Origin of the sequence: Microvirga sp. (genome assembly GCF_014699075.1) — a bacterium.
Lineage (GTDB): Bacteria > Pseudomonadota > Alphaproteobacteria > Rhizobiales > Beijerinckiaceae > Microvirga.
This window is the reverse complement of sequence record NZ_JACXAB010000002.1, coordinates 453,816-471,485: the sequence shown is the minus strand read 5'-3', so window position 1 is coordinate 471,485 and position 17,670 is coordinate 453,816. Positions and strand designations below refer to the sequence as shown.

At 58.3% G+C, this 17,670-nt stretch carries 15 protein-coding genes and 1 pseudogene; 10 read left to right on the top strand and 6 right to left on the bottom strand.

Annotated features, from left to right (window positions below):
• From IC232_RS05565 to IC232_RS05555, 3 genes and pseudogenes are all read left to right on the top strand, one after another.
• A pseudogene (locus IC232_RS05565) lies at positions 1 to 231 on the top strand (hypothetical protein); the annotation flags it as partial.
• Positions 232 to 650: 419 nt separating this feature from the next.
• Positions 651 to 1,544 carry a recombinase family protein gene (locus IC232_RS05560; RefSeq protein ID WP_246812060.1) on the top strand — a complete coding sequence of 298 codons (894 nt, stop codon included), beginning with the start codon at positions 651 to 653 and terminating at the stop codon, positions 1,542 to 1,544.
• Positions 1,545 to 1,657: 113 nt separating this feature from the next.
• Positions 1,658 to 1,825, top strand: coding sequence for a hypothetical protein (locus IC232_RS05555; protein WP_190843922.1), 168 nt, complete (start codon positions 1,658 to 1,660; stop codon positions 1,823 to 1,825).
• Positions 1,826 to 3,495: 1,670 nt separating this feature from the next.
• On the opposite strand, the gene IC232_RS05550 is transcribed toward IC232_RS05555, so the two are convergent.
• From IC232_RS05550 to IC232_RS05540, 3 genes are all read right to left on the bottom strand, one after another.
• Positions 3,496 to 4,179, bottom strand: a complete 684-nt coding sequence (locus IC232_RS05550) for a hypothetical protein (protein ID WP_190843921.1) — start codon at positions 4,177 to 4,179, stop codon at positions 3,496 to 3,498.
• 13 nt (positions 4,180 to 4,192) lie between these two features.
• On the bottom strand, positions 4,193 to 4,924 hold the full coding sequence (locus IC232_RS05545; RefSeq protein ID WP_190843920.1) for a ParA family protein: 732 nt from the start codon (positions 4,922 to 4,924) through the stop codon (positions 4,193 to 4,195).
• Positions 4,925 to 5,222: 298 nt separating this feature from the next.
• Positions 5,223 to 5,867 carry an SOS response-associated peptidase gene (locus tag IC232_RS05540; RefSeq protein ID WP_190843919.1) on the bottom strand — a complete coding sequence of 215 codons (645 nt, stop codon included), beginning with the start codon at positions 5,865 to 5,867 and terminating at the stop codon, positions 5,223 to 5,225.
• Positions 5,868 to 6,077: 210 nt separating this feature from the next.
• On the opposite strand from IC232_RS05540, the gene IC232_RS05535 reads away from it, so the two are divergent.
• Positions 6,078 to 8,975, top strand: a complete 2,898-nt coding sequence (locus tag IC232_RS05535) for a DEAD/DEAH box helicase (protein WP_246812043.1) — start codon at positions 6,078 to 6,080, stop codon at positions 8,973 to 8,975.
• Between the two features lie 632 nt (positions 8,976 to 9,607).
• Here IC232_RS05535 and IC232_RS05530 read toward each other — a convergent pair.
• Both IC232_RS05530 and IC232_RS05525 read right to left on the bottom strand, forming a co-directional pair.
• Positions 9,608 to 9,880 (bottom strand): SWIB/MDM2 domain-containing protein, encoded by a 273-nt coding sequence (locus IC232_RS05530; protein WP_246498959.1) that lies wholly within the window; start codon positions 9,878 to 9,880, stop codon positions 9,608 to 9,610.
• A gap of 100 nt (positions 9,881 to 9,980) precedes the next feature.
• Positions 9,981 to 10,247, bottom strand: a complete 267-nt coding sequence (locus IC232_RS05525) for a hypothetical protein (protein ID WP_190843917.1) — start codon at positions 10,245 to 10,247, stop codon at positions 9,981 to 9,983.
• Positions 10,248 to 10,906: 659 nt separating this feature from the next.
• On the opposite strand from IC232_RS05525, the gene IC232_RS05520 reads away from it, so the two are divergent.
• Together IC232_RS05520 and IC232_RS05515 are read left to right on the top strand one after the other, a co-directional pair.
• The gene (locus tag IC232_RS05520; RefSeq protein WP_190843916.1) at positions 10,907 to 12,604 is read left to right on the top strand and encodes a methyl-accepting chemotaxis protein; all 1,698 of its coding nucleotides are present in this window, start codon (positions 10,907 to 10,909) and stop codon (positions 12,602 to 12,604) included.
• Positions 12,605 to 12,711: 107 nt separating this feature from the next.
• The gene (locus IC232_RS05515) at positions 12,712 to 12,981 is read left to right on the top strand and encodes a hypothetical protein (RefSeq protein WP_190843915.1); all 270 of its coding nucleotides are present in this window, start codon (positions 12,712 to 12,714) and stop codon (positions 12,979 to 12,981) included.
• Between the two features lie 412 nt (positions 12,982 to 13,393).
• Here the strand turns inward: IC232_RS05515 and IC232_RS05510 are convergent, their stop codons facing one another.
• Complete coding sequence (locus tag IC232_RS05510; RefSeq protein ID WP_190843914.1) at positions 13,394 to 14,035, bottom strand: hypothetical protein; 642 nt, start codon at positions 14,033 to 14,035, stop codon at positions 13,394 to 13,396.
• Between the two features lie 70 nt (positions 14,036 to 14,105).
• Here IC232_RS05510 and IC232_RS05505 point away from each other — a divergent pair, with 70 nt between their 5' ends.
• From IC232_RS05505 to IC232_RS05490, 4 genes are all read left to right on the top strand, one after another.
• On the top strand, positions 14,106 to 14,432 hold the full coding sequence (locus IC232_RS05505; RefSeq protein WP_190843913.1) for a hypothetical protein: 327 nt from the start codon (positions 14,106 to 14,108) through the stop codon (positions 14,430 to 14,432).
• Positions 14,433 to 14,480: 48 nt separating this feature from the next.
• Positions 14,481 to 15,668 (top strand): site-specific DNA-methyltransferase, encoded by a 1,188-nt coding sequence (locus IC232_RS05500; RefSeq protein WP_190843912.1) that lies wholly within the window; start codon positions 14,481 to 14,483, stop codon positions 15,666 to 15,668.
• Positions 15,669 to 16,053: 385 nt separating this feature from the next.
• Entirely contained in the window at positions 16,054 to 16,578 is a 525-nt protein-coding gene (locus IC232_RS05495) for a hypothetical protein (protein WP_190843911.1), read from the top strand.
• A 49-nt stretch (positions 16,579 to 16,627) separates the two neighbouring features.
• A complete protein-coding gene (locus IC232_RS05490) occupies positions 16,628 to 17,500 on the top strand; it encodes a hypothetical protein (RefSeq protein ID WP_190843910.1) in 873 nt (290 codons plus the stop codon).
• Positions 17,501 to 17,670: the final 170 nt, after the last annotated feature.

Sequence of the window (17,670 nt, the reverse complement as noted above, 5' to 3'; positions counted from 1 at the left end):
CTGCACACCAATGCGTCCGAGAACGACCTGCGCGCCTGCGTGATCAAGCGCAAGATCTCCGGCGGCACGATGAGCGCCGATGGTCGAGTGGCACGGGACGTGATGCTCGGGCTTTCGAAGACCTGCCGCAAGCTCGGGCTGTCGTTCTTCGACTATCTCGGGGACCGCCTCGGGCTGAATGGGGATCAGCCGAGGATCCCACCGCTCCCAGTTCTTGTGACCCAAGCCTAAGCCGGGCTCGCCCCCTAATCTGCCCCGCTTACCTGCAAGTCTGCGCCCCCTCGATCACGTAAGCCACTCTAAACAAATAGCCATCTTCGAGCAACGGAAGTGTTTTTGGATTTTACTACGACGTGAGGTGAGTGCGATCAGCTGCCCAAAAAGGAGCGTCTTTGCCTGTTCAGCGCCTATTTTGGGCGTTCAACGCCAATTTTGGCTTATCCCGGCCGGCTCAGAGAGCACATTTCCCGCAAATGCCTAAGAAAGTACGACCGGTAAACAGATCCAACAGGCCTCTAGCGGCGACATCAACCGACCGGTTCATTCCAACTTGCGACATTGTACAGCGCACCATTTTCCTGCTATGTTGTTGCGGCTCGCGGTGCGGCGCCGCCTCGTCCCCTTCCCTCGCCTCTACAACGGTTTTTCTCTTGGCTCGATTGCCCTCTAAACCTCGCCTGATTGGCTACGCCCGTGTGTCGACAGACGACCAGGCGACTGACCCCCAGGTCGATGAACTCAAGGCTGCTGGGTGCCAGGAAATCCACCAGGAATTCGCATCCGGCGCATCCAGGGCCCGCCCTGTACTCTCGAAGCTTCTTCTATCGATCCAAGCTGGTGAGAGCCTTGTGGTCGTGAGACTGGACCGGCTCGCGCGTTCGGTAAGGCATCTTTTAGACGTCATCGAGAGCTTAGAGGCACGGGGAGCTCATTTTCGCTCCCTCCGCGACCCAATCGACACAAGCACCCCTCAGGGGATGTTCTCCCTCCAGGTCCTTGGTGCGGTCGCCCAGCTCGAACGCTCGTTGATCTCGGAGCGCACGCGGGCTGGGATCAAGGCAGCGTCCAACCGCGGGAAACGCCCCGGCAATCCGGGAATTCGGGCGAACGATGCCTCTGCCATTCGGAAGGCCATTGGCGCCAGAGAGGAGATCCGCCTTAACGGCCTCATCAACACAGCCGATTCCTGGCTTCCGATTGTGCAGCGCCTTCGGCCTGCCTATCGCTGGGACGATGTGGTTCGGGTCCTCAATGCCTCAGGTCAGTCATGGAACGCCGATCGGCTTCGCAGGGCCGTAAAACGGATGGTTTCTGAAGGGCTTGCGGATGAATCGCTCCTCGATCCCGCCCCTCGCCGCCCCTCCAGCACACGGCTGACGGACATGATCCGTTCGATGCTGATGATCGACCCAGACCTGAGCCTCCGGCAGATCGCGGCCAAGTTGGAGGAAATGCGGGAGCCAACCCCTCGCGGCGGGTCTAGTTGGTCAGCCTCGTCGGTCAAATCTCTGCTCGACCGGGCAAAACCAGCAACAAAGCCTTAGTCCCAGGCCTCATCATGATCGTCGAAGACCCGCAATTCGTCTGCAAGAGCCCGTAAGCTCCGCTCGGCCGGCGATACCCGGCCGGAGGCTCCCCGCCCCCGCCCTGCCCGTCTTTGAGATCGCGCTACCTGTCGCTTGAGCCGTCGGGTCGCCAGGAGCGCAAGATACCCGAGATCGTCATCCTCAAGGCCGTGCACCACCTCTTCCAGATCAAGGCGCGTCAGCTGGCGTATGGGCTGTTCTGCGATTTCCGGGGCCGGGACGACCTCAGGCGGATTTGAGGCAGCCTTGCGTGACTTCCTCGGTGCTTGCGATGGCGCTGGCGCGGCCCCGAATAGGTCCCCTTGCCTCTCATCGATACTAAAACGCCGAGCCAACAAACCTCCCCTGTGGCGCTAATCAATAGTCCTGCGAGACCATATCGATAGCGGAAACCGGAATTCCACCCTTCAGGTCGAAATCGGATCTTGGCCGCCAGATTTGCAGATGCTGCCCCATCCTTTAAATCCGGAGGGTTCAGAAACCGCATCAGGAGCCCCGTAGAGCGGCATTCAGGGGCTCGGAGGTCCCTGAGTACCTGAAATGGGTCCAAGATCGGGCCTGGACGAGAATTTCAAGGGCGGCCGAAAGCAACAAGATTGGTCTAGGTTTCACTCCCAACATTGCATGCTCAACAGACCAAGTTCTACATTTCAGATTATGTAGTGCTGTCTGTTGAAGCTGGAATATACGAGTTATTCCCAATACTCTGGACTGCAGGAAGCCTCTAACGAAAGCGAGCCCGGCAGTTGGTTCTGTTTATCTTAAACTGCTCACCCAGAAGCCATGAGATTGACGCCATGGGTTTCGTTTGTAGAGGAGAACTGTAGAATTCAAACCCTACAGCCTAAAGGCTGGGAAACGTTCTCTGGCCTGGAGCTATGGGTTTAGGATCATGGGCTGTAGACTACAGAACCCATAGTCTGCAGACCTTAATCATCAGCCCTGAATGTGGAGACCAGTCTCTATAGCCCAAGTCCGTCAGTCCGAACCGGTGCTCCCTGCCCTACGATCACAGACTGTTGGTGGCTGAATAAAGGATCTGGATGCGAGCATCTGGACTCCACGGTCCAAACTCTACATTTCAGATTGTCGGCTCTGTTCTCTTTGGTACGGTTTAAAGAACGCAGAACGTAGACTCTTTAGTCTGGGGTCATAACCATTTGCTTTGGTGTCTTGGCTCCGAAATCTGTATTCTCAACTGTGTTTTCGTTCCTCAAGAAGCCGACATTTCCAGTCTCGGGTCCACAAATTGTACTGCATAAAACAGACTCATCGCTCACGAGTTGGGGGTGCGTATTCCTGAGGCTACAATGCATACTCAGCACTGATGAAGACAGCGTATGGAATCTGCACCCCAGAGACCGCAATCAGGTTCGTAGATTTGAGAAGTTGGAACCCTCAGTCAGGAAGCTGGGTTCGGGGTTAGCTACTATGGAATGTGCAATGATGAATGCCGAACATCTAACGCAGACCAAAGGCTTTGGCCTCTTTAGTCTGGATTCTTCATCTTGTAGTCTGGCCCCGTCATTGCGGATTGAGAAAACTCGACACCATGTTCCCGCTTCCAAACAATACAAGCCCAAATCATCGATCGATTGTCTGGTATTTGGACTATGGCGTCCGGACTAACGACATTGAATTCTACAGTTTGGATTGTCACAGTTGTTGTCTTTGATTTCGACTAATGACCATGGAGCCCAGCCTCCTATCTCCTCAGTCGGTGATTTACACTCTTGAGCCCCTGATCAGGAACCGACAATACAAATCAAAGGATCTGGAACCTGGACACTCAGGGTAGGGCGGGCCGTACGGGAAATATAAACTCCTCTCGGCCGCCCGGTCGGCGGCAACAAAAAAGGCGCCATCCGAGGATGGCGCCTGCTTGTCTGATAGGGGAGGGGAGGTGATCCTACCCGCCGCGGCCGCGCAGATCAGGGATATCCTCGTCCTTAACTTCCACGCCAGCCAGCTTCAGCGCGTGAAGAACCACGGCTCGGATCGAGACCCCGTTGTTTGAGGCGGCATCCACAAGCTGCTTCTTCACATTCGGCGGAATGAGCAGATTCAGTGGAACATCATTAGCCCGCCGCTTCTGGGGTTCGGCCCGGGGGACTGAGGCGATCAGCGCGTTGATGTTCGACTTGGGAGCCGGAGCTGCTTGCCCCTGAGACCGGGACCGGCCGCGGGACTGACCGGACGTCTGGGGCTTTTCTTCGGACGCCTGGTTCGCCTCCTGAGGAAGATCGGCCTGGGCGGGCGCTTCGGGAGCGGCCGCAGACGCGACCACATCGGCGACGAACTTTTCAGTCTCAGCTAGCGATTGCTCGACCTGGATTTCAGCGCCGCTCTCCGGAATCCCGGGTCCCATTGCAGTCTCAATCGCGCTCACCTGTTCATGAGGAGCAGGGGAGGGAGCTTGGGCGGGGACCGACACTGTGGGCGAGATGGGGTGGATCGTAGCGGAACCGGTCGCAACCTCAGATGAGGGAGCGGCTGCCGGCTTCAAGGAGGAGTTGGTCTCATCCACATCCGGGAGGTCGTCCACGTGGAACGCCGCGAACAGTTGGCCCTTTTTGCCTTTCGTGCTGCTCATATTCAATGGTCCTTTAAGCGGCCTTTGCCAGCGTCATCATCAGATCTTCGATCTCACGGATGAAGGCTCTGATGTTCGCGCCAGCATTCGTGTTTGGACGTGGGAAACCGGTCATTTTGATATTGCTCAGGGCAACAAGGTCACGGATCTCGGTATTGAAGAGCGGAATTCCTTGTCTCTGATAGAACTCCCGAAACACCTCGGTATTCGCCTTGCGGGGGTCCGTCATGTTCATCAAAATCCGGAACTGGATCGGAACTCCCTCACGCATTTTCATGATCGCGGGCTCTCGGGTCGTAGCCTTGATCATTTTGACGACGTCGGCGGTAGGTTCGTAATCGTCTGCCGTTGGCTTAGTCGGAATCACCACCATGTCGGCCACCGCCATAGCGAACAGATATTCCTTGGCCAACTTGCCGGGCGTATCGATGACGATGTGGTGGGTGTCAGCGTACTGCTCGAGGAGCGCCTTCACCTTGACCGGATCCGTCGCCGCCTCAAAAGGGAAGGGGGGTTTCTGCTTAGCGAATGGATGGTCCTCACGGTAGCTCGACCTTTGAGAATCCATATCGATAAGGAATACTTGGCGACCCTGCTGGTACCAGACCTCCGCCAGAGATCGGGCAATGACGCTCTTGCCGACGCCACCCTTACGATTGTGAACAGTCACGATCTTTGAAGGTTCGGATCCTTGAGAGGTGGCGGCATCCATCCCCGAATTTTGATCAACATGTTGCTTTGACATCCGGATTGCTCCTTGCATCGATCATCAATCGATGAGCGCTCGGCACCAATGAGGGGAGGCCACCGGCCTGCACGCCTCATTCGATGTCAGGCTAGGAGCCAAAGGTTAACGGACTCTAAACGCCAAACTAAAGAATTTGGTTTTCGAACTCGTTGACAGGGCTGAAGATTAACGAAGCTCCAGTTCGGACTCTGGATTACGAAATCTACAGTTCTCGGTTCGTCAATGACTTAGCGCATCACACCCATGCTCGCTCACTCAGTTTGTGCCGTGGGAGAGATCCTCGGACGGTTGCACGCTATGCAGCTTTGTCGGACTTCTCACCCTCTGCGACAATCATCAACATCTCATCCGGCAGCGGCCTCTGAAGTTTCAGCGCCTCTTCAGTCGGGGCATTGAGCCATACGTCATATTCTTCAGGCGTGGTCAGGATCACCGGCATCGCCTTTGGATGGATTGGTCCCACAACACCGTTTGGCTCCGATGTGAGAAATGAATAGAGCAGGTGTTCACCTTCAACAGGATCAGCCTTCGTTCCTCGTACGCCGGTCCATGGCCGCCAAATGCCAGCAAACGCGGCAAGGGGGCGCTCTTCATTCAGGGCGAACCAAACCGGAGTCTTACGAGGCTTTGTATCTTTATATTCTGAGAATGAGGTCAGCGGGACAAGGACTCGGTACTGCGGCTTCAGCCAGGCGCGCCAGAACGGTGAGCCCACATTGCGCACGTTCGTCACCGGATGATGGCCGACCTTCGGGGGAGGGGGGAAGCCCCAGCGCATTTGGATCAGCTCGCGCTCGCCATCATGGTTCCTGATGACCGGTGCCATCTGGTCCGGAAAGATTGCTGAAAGGGGAGGGACGTTGCCTGCGCTGTCACGGGTCACATCAAACGCCTGACGCATCGCGGCCTGGGTGGCATAGGAGCTATAGAGATTGCACACGGGTGGAACCTTCCGTCTGGGCATCCTTGAGTTTCGTCTCAATCCGACAACTGTGTCGCTGTGAACCTGACAATAAGCGCTGCCTGACGCAACCCTTCAGGGTATAATCAGGGCACATCACGAGCGGCGTTCATGATTTGCGAATCATCGTGCGCGGCTTACCCCTTCCCGTCCTTCCGGTTTTCCGATTGTTTCTCAAGATTTTGACCGATGCGACCCTCCTCCAATCCTTCTGATGCTTTGCCTCATATACCTGTCCCAGCGCTGTCTCGGACGATCGGCGACAAGCAGGCAGAGCCCTATCAGGCCAGGATTGCCGCCTCGGTGCGGGAAGCCATTCAGCGTGGGCGCTCGGGTGCGGTTCTCGCCCCTACTGGGAGTGGTAAGAGTCTGCTCGCGGCCGGTGCTGCGGAGGATGCGGTCTCGCTAGGTAAGCCCATCCTGGTCCTGCACCCTGACGTCTCGTTGCTGCGTCAGAACTATGCCCAGTTCCAGAACGTCCCTGCGGTAAAGGGCGCGCAAACCGCTTTCTACGTTGCCAAGAACGAAGCCATCGGCGACGGCCCGATGCAGCGCAACACGCTCGATGCGGATGTCATTCCCGCAACCAACATGTCCCTCGTCAACAAGCTCGATGATGAGGACTTCCTGCGCTCCCTCGATCGGTTTGGAAAGCGGGGAGGGGTGGTCCTCATCGACGAGGGCCACAAGGCAGCCGCCGACGAACTCGCAAAGGTCCTCTCCCGAGTCGCCCATGCCGGCGGCTCCGGCATAGTCCTGACGGCTACTCCGTTTCGAACCGACGGCAAAGACCCGCTGGACGCCTTCGGCGCCAGCATCGAGCACGATCTGATCGACGTTGCCACCTATGACGAGGTGCTGGCGACGGGCCGCACGGTTCCCACCAGGTTCGACATCGCCACGGGTGAGTTTGAAGCTCATCTCGGCACCGATGCGGTACGTCTCATCGAGAGCGCCTTCCTCGCGTTGCTGGCTGAGAACAAATCGGTCGACCAAGCCTCTCAGCAGGCGTTCTCCCGTTTCTTCAAGGAAGGGGCCAGTGAGGGCGACAAGGCAATCGCCGCTCTCATCGTGGCGGCCGTTGCCCGGATCTGGGCCAAGAGAGCAGCAAAAGCGGCTCTCGCCATGATCCACTGCGACAGCGTGGAGTTTGCCAAGGAGCTCTCCGGCTTCTTGGCTCAAGAGAACCTCCCTGCTGAACACCCTCGCGCTGGCGAAAAGCCTCGTGTCGCCTTCGTTGTGGCCGGCGAAATCCGCGTCTGGCGCAACGGCACCGAAGAGGGACTGGAAGAGGGTGAGGAGGTTGGGCGTAAGATCAAGCGGGACGAACTTCTGGACGCGGCCCGCGCCGGCGGATTCGACATCCTGGTCAACGTGAATGCTCTGGGTGTTGGCACCGACGTTCCTCAGACTGACCTCAACATCCTGGCTTGTCAGGAGCGCTCCATTGGTCCGGTCAAGCAGATCAGCGGTCGGGGCGAGCGCGCCCACAAAGATTCTGGCAAGACCCACCAGGTGTTTGTTGATGTCGGCAACTCCATTCTGCGCATCTTCAGTGACATCGACGCCATGCGCCGGAACGACCCGGAGCGTTGCCGCCGCCAAGTCCGAGGTCTCGCTGCGCCGATCCGGGAGCAGTTCGAGGCTTGGTTCGACAAGGACCCGAGCCTGCGCGAGCAGATCGAAGAGCGGCAGCGTCAGATCCGGCTCCGGATGGGTGAGGGGGACAGCGAGCAGTACGATGACCCGCTCGACCCCACCATGGAGATCGGCGACGAGGATACCCTCCCAGTGCCGAAACCCTTCGCAGCTGGTCTTATGACCACCGGCATGCGCCGCTATGACTCCGAGACCAAGAAATTCTCTAGCCGTGTGGCTCTGTTCTGCGATCTGCAGGAGTTCGGGCTGTTTGATCCTGAGGCCGCGCCGGACCTTCCCCGCTGGCTCGTTGCGACTCACGATGAGCGCACCGGCGCTCAGCAGGCGTTCCTCTGCAAGACCCAAGACGTCGCCCGCAAGTATGTCGCCTTCGTGGGTATCCGGCACGATGGGGACTATGAGAGCGCCAGCCCCACCGACAAGCAGCGCAAGTTCCTTAAGAGCCTACAGACAGCCCGGCCTCTTGCCCTGCCATGGCTGACCGGCTTTGCCGATCCTTCCAGCGCCACTCACATGTCGGCCGCCATCGATCTTCTGAAGGACAAGGCGGCGCTCCTGGCCCGGTTGCTCAACGTCGCGGCAACCCGTCTAGTGGAACGCGCAACTGGGGCTCACAGCCTTCGGCCCGACCTACGCTCCATTGTCTTGGACCGCCCCAACCAGCTCACGCCGCAGCGGCGCGACTTGCTGGCCGCCTATTGCCGGCTGCGCCAGCGCTTTGCCGATCTCTACCCCTATGCCGTCGGTGGCAAGGCTTCCGCCTTTTCGATCACCACCTTCGATCCGAGTGTCCTTCCCGAGATCAAAAGCATCGTGGCAAACACGAGCATCCGCTTCTTCACGATCGACAGTGCAGAGAAGGAGGATCAGCTTCGCCCCAGCCTTGCCGAAGGACTGATCAAGTCCTCGATCGTGGCCGTCGGTCCTAAAGGACCCACTGAGCAGTGGATTCGGCAGAAGGCCGGCTTTGGCCGGCACGATGAAGCCGCTCGGGCGCGGGAGCAAATCTTCCGGCAGGCGCTTCATGATCTTGCAGATGGGCCTCTGACACGGGACCAGTCCCTGAGCATCACCCTGTCGCGCACCGAGTATCTCGAGATCGCTGCAGCCACGCCGGGCAAGGAGCTCGTGCGGGCGATGCCATCGGCGGTGTTGAACCTGATGCTCCTGCTCGGTGACGAGGGCGGATTACCTGTGGCTGGCGAACAGGTAAACCTCATCCAGGCTGCCATCCCTAAGAACCGGCCGCAACTCGCTGTACCGTTCTCGCTTCCGCGCCTATGCGCCCGGTATGCCCAGCAGGCGGTGCCTGCGCAGAAGAAGATCCTGAAGGATTTGGAGAAAGCGGCGACGTTCAAGAAGAACCGAGATGCCTACCTGATCTCCCAGTCCAGCGTCACAGCCAGTGACCACCGCATCCGGGCTTAGTGGTCGCAATTCACGTGACGCGAGGTGCCTACCCTATCAGCTGTAGTACGAAGTCAAGAAAGTCTGGCACCTTAGGCACCGATAAGAGCAAGCCGATGAGAAAGCCGTAACGCCGACCATAGCGGAAGACTTTTCTGCGCAGACCCATCAGGGAAGACCTGTGAGGATGAGACTTCGTGTTGTCTTCTCTCGAAGCAACAATCTTATTGTTCCGGGGAATACTCAGTCGCGCACAGATCTCTTGAACGGGTTCCCAGGTGTTTCTGATGATTCTCACGGCGCAGTTCTCCATTAAGGGACGAATCAAGCGCCGCGTGGGATTTCTTATGTGCCGCCGTCACAGTGTACTAATCAAGCGAAAGTCCCTGTGGGATTCGTCTGCCGGCACAAGTACCCGCGCATTCCACCGCCTCCTGTGGACATCCGCAGCTATGAAGATGCGTGCGAACGGACGGCTCAGAAAAACGAAAAACCCTAGCCGAGAGGTAAGGGCTCTCAGCCAGGGCCAGGCTCCACGCTTGGGGGCGATGGAGAGTGTTCGGGCTGATACGCAACGCGCCCGTCAACGGCACATTGCAACAGCCAAGCTTAACAATTGGTGGAGGGCCAATCAGGCCCCTGCACCAGTTCGGCTAGGCGAGATGCCGGGCGAAGTGCTTGTTCATCTCGAACATGCTGACCTTGTCTTTGCCGTCAAAGACCGCCCGCAGCTTGTCATCCGCCAGGATCTCACGCTTGTTCGCCGGGTTCTGCAGGTTGTTGGCTTTGATGTACTCCCATACCTTGCTCACCACCTCCGTGCGGGGCAGGGGAGACGAGCCGACAACGGCTGCGAGTTCGTTTGAGGGTTGCAGCGGCTTCGCCAGGGCCGGGTTTGGCTTCTTGGCTGCTTTCGCTTCGGTCATAGTCAAACTCCTACAATGGGCCTGTCTGTCATAGGCATGCGTAATGGGGCGCGACCATGACCAGCCAGAACCTAACAGTTCCTTAATGAGCCTTTGCCCTTCAGCGCCGCCTTTTGCCTTGCGGCTTTGCCATCATCTGCCGCATGGCCTCTTCAGCCTGTGCTCTGGCATCAGCATCGTGATTGAGGTTCCGCACCTCCGATGGCTCCTCCTGCTCCTGCAGGCCATTCTGCCGCGCGCGCCACTGCCTCCCCTGCGCCGCGGTCGCTGCTGCATTCGCGAGTTTCTCTAGCCGGTCAAGTTGGGGGGTACTGGCCTGACCCTTGGTTTCTGTCTGCTCGTCCTCGTCCTTTGGGCCTCTCGCCATGTGTCTGATACCTTGAAACGATGTTTGTCAGTTCTCTACCTATCTAGGCACTGGCTTCCCTGCCGACAGGTCCGTGGTTAACTTCGCCTTAACCATAGCAGTCCGAGGTAGGCCGATGCGGAAGATACACCCTGGCTTTACAGCTCTTGCCATCCTTCTGGGCCCTGCCTCCGTTATCATTGGCCACCAGAAGATCTCCGAATATGCCCAGCAGGGAATGGTGAGCCCCTCAGATCCTGTCGCTTTCATCCGGCAGGCCTATGCCTACTGCTCCGAGTTGCCTCAATCGCAACGCCCCTCTCAATGTGATGAATATCTGGATTACTTCGAACAATGTTCCGCCCGAACGGATCCCTGTGATCCTCGCTCTGTCTACGAGGTCCTGGTCCGGCTGAATCTCTCCCCAGTGCCGTCGGAAACGCCGAAGATCGACAAGGTGGCAGTGACAGAGGACGATTAGGAGCGGTTTGGCCCTTTGTGCCATCAACTGCGGGACCTCGCTCCCCGGAATCCATCTGCCTAATGCACGGGTTAAGATTGGAGCTGTTCCAATCAAGCCTTACGTAAGCTTTGTCGACTAAGAGGTTGGGCACCTGTAACTTGGCGCGCCATGGGGGCGTGCGCCTCTCGCGGCGAAGCGGGCAGGTCAACGAAAGAATATGCGTTTCCTCGATAATCTTAAGCTGATAGTCAAACTGGCTATTCCAGCAACAATCTTTGTCGCCATCACCATCGGTTTGGTCGCCATCGCAAATAACGGCCTGAACAGCCTGTCCGCCGATACAAAAGAATTGGCTGAAGTCGAGGCGGCTCGCCTCACTACGATCCTGAAGATCAATGCTGAAGTGAATGAGGCTAGCATTCAGGAAAAGAACCTGATCCTCGTCTCGTCTGACGCGCCGGACCGGCTGAAGAGCGGCGAGGCGGTGTACCAGCAGTATAAGAAGCTTGCGCTTCAACACGCCGACGAGCTGATCGCGCTCTCCGGTTCGCCGGAACGGCGGGCCATCAACGAGGAACTCAAGGCGACTATCAGCAAATACTTCGGTCTGATGGACACCAGCGTCAGCTACGCGATGAGAGATCAGGATTCATTCGCGCTAGAGATTTCTAATGGGGCCGGGCGCGATGTCCGCCGTCAGTTGCGCGATTCTCTAACGCAACGCATTGAAGCCAATCAGAAGACCCTTGATGCGGCCGCAAACGAGGCCGAGACGCTTGCGTCGTCGACCTCTACAATCTTGATTGCCTCCTCTGCGGTCGGCATCCTGTTCGCGGTAGCACTTCTCGGCTCGATCGTCGTGTTTGCTGTCGTTCGCCCACTCAGCGCGATGACCGGAGCTATGGGCCGTCTTGCTCATGGTGATCTGAATGTCGACGTGAGGGGTACTGAACGTAAGGACGAAGTCGGCGCGCTTGCCCGTTCCTTGCAGGTGTTCAAGGACAACGCCATTGAGGCTCGCCGCCTTGCGGCCGAGCAGGAGGTGGAGAACCAGGCCAAGATGCGCCGTGCCGAGGTCCTCGACCAACTCACGAAGCGCTTCGAGAGCAACGTATCGGCGCTCACGCAAGGTCTGTCGTCTGCCGCCACCGAGATGGAAGCGACCGCACAGTCGATGACGCACGTGGCCGGTCAGACCACGCAGCAATCGGTGACCGTCTCATCAGCCGCCCAGCAGACTTCGGCCAACGTGCAGACCGTAGCAGCAGCCACTGAGGAGTTGTCCATCTCCATCCGTGAGATTGCCTCCCAGGTGGCTCAGTCATCTCAGGTCGCCGACAAGGCGGTGAGAGGCACCCAGCGCACCAGCGACACGGTTCAGGAACTGGCCGCCAGCGCGGAGAAGATCGGCAACGTGGTTCAGCTGATCAACACCATTGCCGGCCAGACCAACCTACTGGCGCTCAATGCCACCATCGAGGCGGCACGTGCCGGTGAGGCCGGCAAGGGCTTTGCCGTTGTGGCCTCGGAGGTGAAGGACCTGGCGACCCAGACGGCCAAGGCCACAGACGAGATCTCGCAGCAGATCGGCTCCGTCCAGCAGGCGACGCAGCAGACGGTGGCCGCCATTCAGGAGATCGCACGCACGATCACCGAGATGTCGCAGATCTCGACCTCGATTGCAGCCGCGATGGAGGAGCAGGGTGCTGCGACCGCCGAGATCGCCCGGAATGTGCAGGAAGCCGCCCGCGGAACCGAACAGGTGACGGGCAGCATCGTGGACGTGCAGCAGGGCGCTGGGGAGACGGGCGCTGCCGCCTCCCAAGTCCTTGGCGCGGCTCAGGAACTCTCGCGGCATTCCAACGATCTCAGCCGCGAGGTTTCTACCTTCCTCTCAGGTGTGAAAGCAGCGTAAAGCTGGAATCTGCTACATCTCACATGCTACCAGGACCGGGCCCATCAGCCCGGTCTTTGTTTTAGCCCTTCAACCCTTTGTCCATCTTCTTTGGCGAAACATCAGGCATGAGCACCTATTCCCGCGACACCACCGCCATCTCGGAAATCACTGGCCAGCCAGTCAACACCTGGTCTGAGGAATGGCAGCGTGAATGCGAAGCCCGCGCCATGCTGAAGATGTCCAAGGTCCAGCGCGAGGAATTCTTCAATGGGAAGAAGGACGAGAATGGGAAAACTCTTGAGCGCGGGATTGTAGCCTTGCGCGGTCCAGTCGCTGTCGAGGCTCTAAGGACCCTCATCCAGCAGATCTTGGATGCCCGCGCCAACAAGCGCTAGTGCAGGGCATAATAAGCAATGCCCCCCGCCACGATCAGCCCGACGAAGAAGTACGGGAACCATGACGGGAACGGCCTTTCATGACCATCGAAGCTCATGTGAGCCCTCCAGAGGCAGGAATCTTTGCCGTGCTCTGGAAGGGGAAAGTGGCGATTTCGAGAAGTTTAGCCTCGAAATAGTTCGGCTTATGCCGCCTTCTTCATGGCAAGACGAGCTTTGCGCCACTGTTCCAGCCGCCGCCAGAGGTGGGCTCGCAGGCGGGCGGACTGAGCCTCTCTGATCAGAGCTTTTGCATCCGTTGAGGTCGTCATGATCGCTACGTCCGAAGCTTGACCGGCACAGGAACGCAGCAGCGGAACTTCGGTTCCGAGAATGTGTCTTGGTTTGTTGCCAGCAAGCCCTGTGACATCGATCAGGCCGCCATCTTCATTGGCGTTGCATACGAGGTCGCCTCGGCTTCGCTTCCGAGCTCTGTCAGTGCTTGCGCAAGCGTCGTCAGTCGATCCGCCAGGTCTTCAGCCTCGACCTTCTGACTTCCTGATGCCTTCTCTGCATGAAATCGCATCCGGTATAGGTTTTTCAGGACCGAGCAGGCCATTGCCAGGTTGTCGGCCATCTCAGAACCGGGTGTGCCTTCGTCCCGAATGCTTCGGCAACGGCGGACGCAACTAAAGAGATCTCGGTAGACCCGGTCGATCTCCTCGCATCCCATGTTGCGAGCAGTCAGAGCGTATTCCTCGCTCACTCCAAATGTGGTCGAGATCAGCCCCGCTACGTGAAGCAGTGCCTGCCCGTAGGCATAGACCTTATCATGCCCATTCGTGTCGATCCTTGCTCTGAGAGAGAGCAATGTGGACCGTGCCCGTGCAATATCCTCCGCGACGATTGCACAATCGTCGCGCCCCAACCACTGGATGTTCATTATTGTTGTTGCCCGAAGAATCAAACGAATTAACAAATTCGAAATGAATCGGCGCGGTTGCACAGGCAAGGAATATTTACAGTTAAGTAGAAGGCTGCGACATTTATCGCCAAAATCGAAGCTGGGTTCCATTTTTGTTCATACGTAATCCGCGAAAGCGACTTTGAACTAGACCATCATCAACGACGGGAGCGCGTCCTACATGCCTAAGCTTGCTCGAAGCTTCTCAAGCGCAGCACTCGCGGCCCTCGGCCTCACCTTGGCGGCGCAGGAAGCGGCAGCGCGGGAGGTCTCCATGACCTGCACCAACCCGCGTCAGGAGTATTTCGTGAGATTCGACGACACGAAACGGCAGTTCCTTGCCAATAACACGCGGTACCAGGTCCACTCCTACACAACGAATTCCCGGGGAACGACTGTTTCGGGACAGACTGTCGGAGGAGGACCGCGCTTCAATGCGTATTTCGGGTCGCAGAAGCGAATGGAGTATGACTCCGGAGGCGAGATCCAGACCGATCTCTGTCGGTAGGTGAACATCGGGAGACCTCATCTGCGTGGATCAGACGAGGCAATCCCCATGAAAAAGAAGATCAGCCAATCGCAGCTCATCCTTCCGCTGCTCGATGCGATTGAGGAAAGGGGTGGGGCAGCCAAAGCCCGTGACGTCTATGACCTCGTGGCCGAAAAGGTCCACCTTCCTGCCGAGGAGCGGATAGCCCGCATCACGATCTCCGGTCACACCTACAATGCCTTCGAGCGCGAGGTGCGCTGGGCGCAGCAGCGGGCCAAGCTCCAGGGTCTGTTGAGACCGGCGGAGTCAGGGCTATGGACCCTCACTGACAAAGGTAGTTCCGCCCTCACCAAGGCGACCCCCGGCCTCGTAGTCACAATCTTCATGACCGACAAGGGTGCGGCCCTGTGGGGGCATTGCGAGGATGCGGTCGGCCTGCTGGATGACAAGAGCATTTCGCTGATTTTCAGCAGCCCTCCGTACCCGCTTCTCCGGAAGAAAGAGTACGGCAATCTGGACGAACGAGAATACTTGGATTGGATGGTGCGTCTGGCCGAAACGTGGATGCCCAAACTCGCCAGCGATTCTTCTGTCGTCCTCAATCTCGGTGACGCCTGGCGCCGGGGTGAGCCCACGCTCTCGCTCTACCAGGAGCGGTTACTCATCAGATTTGAGGACGACCTCGGTTTGAAACTCTGCCAGCGATTCGCGTGGCAGTCTCCATCGAAGCTTCCGGCGCCCGCTGAGTGGGTGACAGTTCGGCGGGTTCGGGTGAAGCCGTCACTCGAGAACATCTTCTGGCTCTCGACCTCGGATAATCCTTATGCCGACAATCGTCAGATTCTCGTCCCCTATTCCAACAGCATGAAGGCAGTGCTGAAGAGGGGAGGGCAAGAGGCCGCAAGCCGGCCGTCAGGCTACACGATGGCAGCGGGTGCCTTCGGCAATGACAATGGTGGGGCTATCCCAGGCAACCTGATCGTTGCGGCCAACACCGAGAGCAACTCCGACTATATCAGAGGCGTAAAGGCCGCCGCACTTCCGGTTCACCCAGCCCGTTTCCCAGCTGACCTACCGGAGACCTTCATCAAGTTTTTGACCAGGCCCAAGGATCTCGTCTTCGAGCCCTTTGGCGGATCGCTTACGACGGCCGCCGTTGCGGAGGCTCTGGACCGCCGCTGGGTCGCTTCCGAATGCATGCTCGAATACATCCAAGGTGGTCGACTCAGGTTCCCACACGCTCAGGCCGCGTGACCAAGCACGATCTTAATGGCCTGTTAGGCATACTCGGATCACTCTGGATGTGAGATCGAGGCTCAGTTGATCTCCCTCCCGTGAAGTCGGCCCCGTGCAGTTGTTCCCTTGCTGCGAGGGGCTTGCTTTTTGGCCCGTGCAGCAATCAGCGAAGGGCCGGACGGTTTCACGGTACGGTAATCATTTGTTAAGCGCCGGCACCTACCCATGGGCCCGGAAAGGATCTTCGAACGCGGATCCTTCGCCCCCAGGAAACCCTGCGTAGCTGTTGCCCCCGCTACGCGGGGTTTTTGCGTTCTCACCCTTATGGGTCCGGCGGCTCACCAGAGCCCTGTTCGCAAGTGGCTAAGGCGATCCCGCCTCACATCACCTCATGATCAAAACCATGTTGACATCACCGGCCATTGGCCCGCTCACCAGTTGGGCACCTGGGCGCCTGCCATCCAGGTTCTATCACGCAACTCCGCTCTATCGGTACGATCCTATGGCCACCGACAATCACGGGCTCTGGGATCCTGCCGTGCACGGCCAGATCAAAGGACACGGTCTCAAGCCCTGTACCCTATCCAGCAAGGACGTGGCCGCTGTTTTCCTGACCGATGAGATCGGCATCGCCCTCAACTATGCCGAATGCAACCGAGGCGAGGAATGGCCGGTCGATTGGGTCATTCTGGAGATCGACGGCACAGCGTTCGATGAAGCTCACCTTCTGCCGGACCTGGATCAGGAAGCCCAAACCATGGCTGACGACATTCTCGCGCACGGCTTCACCCAGGCTCAGTGGGATGCGGGCGCGATTCCATGGTTCGCCGTCCTCAACGTGACCGGGCAGGTCCGATACACGGCCCCCATTCCAGATGCCGCAATCCGGTCCGTTCGAATTCTACCGGTCTCACCCAAGTCCCGGTAATCCGCCGGCCAAGGCCGACCCTCGTTTTAATTCGCATTTCAGGACTTCGATGACCCAACTCTCGCTCTTCGACATTTCGATGCGGTGGAACAGCCGTCGCGCGTCTTACCGCCCCTCACAGGAGCCGATCGACCCCAGCCAATTCTCTGTTGCTCCTGTTGGGGATGCAATTGCTCGAGACTTCGTCATCAGGCATCACTACTCAGGCTCTTATCCGGCCGCCGTCGCCGCCTATGGGATGTTCCAGCGGATTGCCCCATTCCAGGAAGAACTCGTTGGTGTTGCCGTCTTCTCAGTTCCCATGCAGCCAAAGGCGGCCGCGGCCTACGGTGCGGCAGCCGATGCCAAATTCTGCGAGCTCGGACGCTTCGTGCTGAAGGATCATGTGGCCGGGAATGGGGAAACATGGCTCCTCAGACGCGCCCTTGGGATGCTGGCGAGAGACAAGCAGCGGCCTGACCGACGGCCGTACTACGATCTGTGCCTGTCCTATAGCGATCCGGTTCCTCGGACCAATGCCGCCGGAGATCTGATCCATGTTGGACACGTAGGCAGAATCTATCAGGCGTACGGCTCAAGTGCCTACCTCGGCCGCGGGACACCCCGCACCCACTGGCTCACTCCGGATGGGTCGATCGTTTCGCCACGGGCTTTGTCAAAGCTCCGGAACGGTGAACGGGGAGCCGCCTACGCCTATGACTTTCTCAGGTCCCATGGAGCACCCGCCATGGCTCCAGGAGAAAAGGAAGCCGATTATATTCGTAGAGCGCTGCAGGAGGGTCCCTTCCGCAAGATGCGCCATAACGGCAATCACGCTTATGCCTTCCCGTGTGGCACTCATTCCAATCGCCAGGAGATCCGCCGGCGCATGGACAAAGGGCTGCCTCGTCCGAATAAGACAGACCTCCCAGCAGCGGCCTAGAATCTAGTTTAAATATCCGATGCGACTGGCGGCCCCGTTAAGAGTCATTAACCACGCCCGTTTGTGCCGCTCGAATCATAATGCCCGTTCGCGAGTCGAACTTCCGGGCGAATACTTCGCAACATCGAATCAAGTGCGTAACTAGGAATCACCCGGGACCTGGCTTTTAC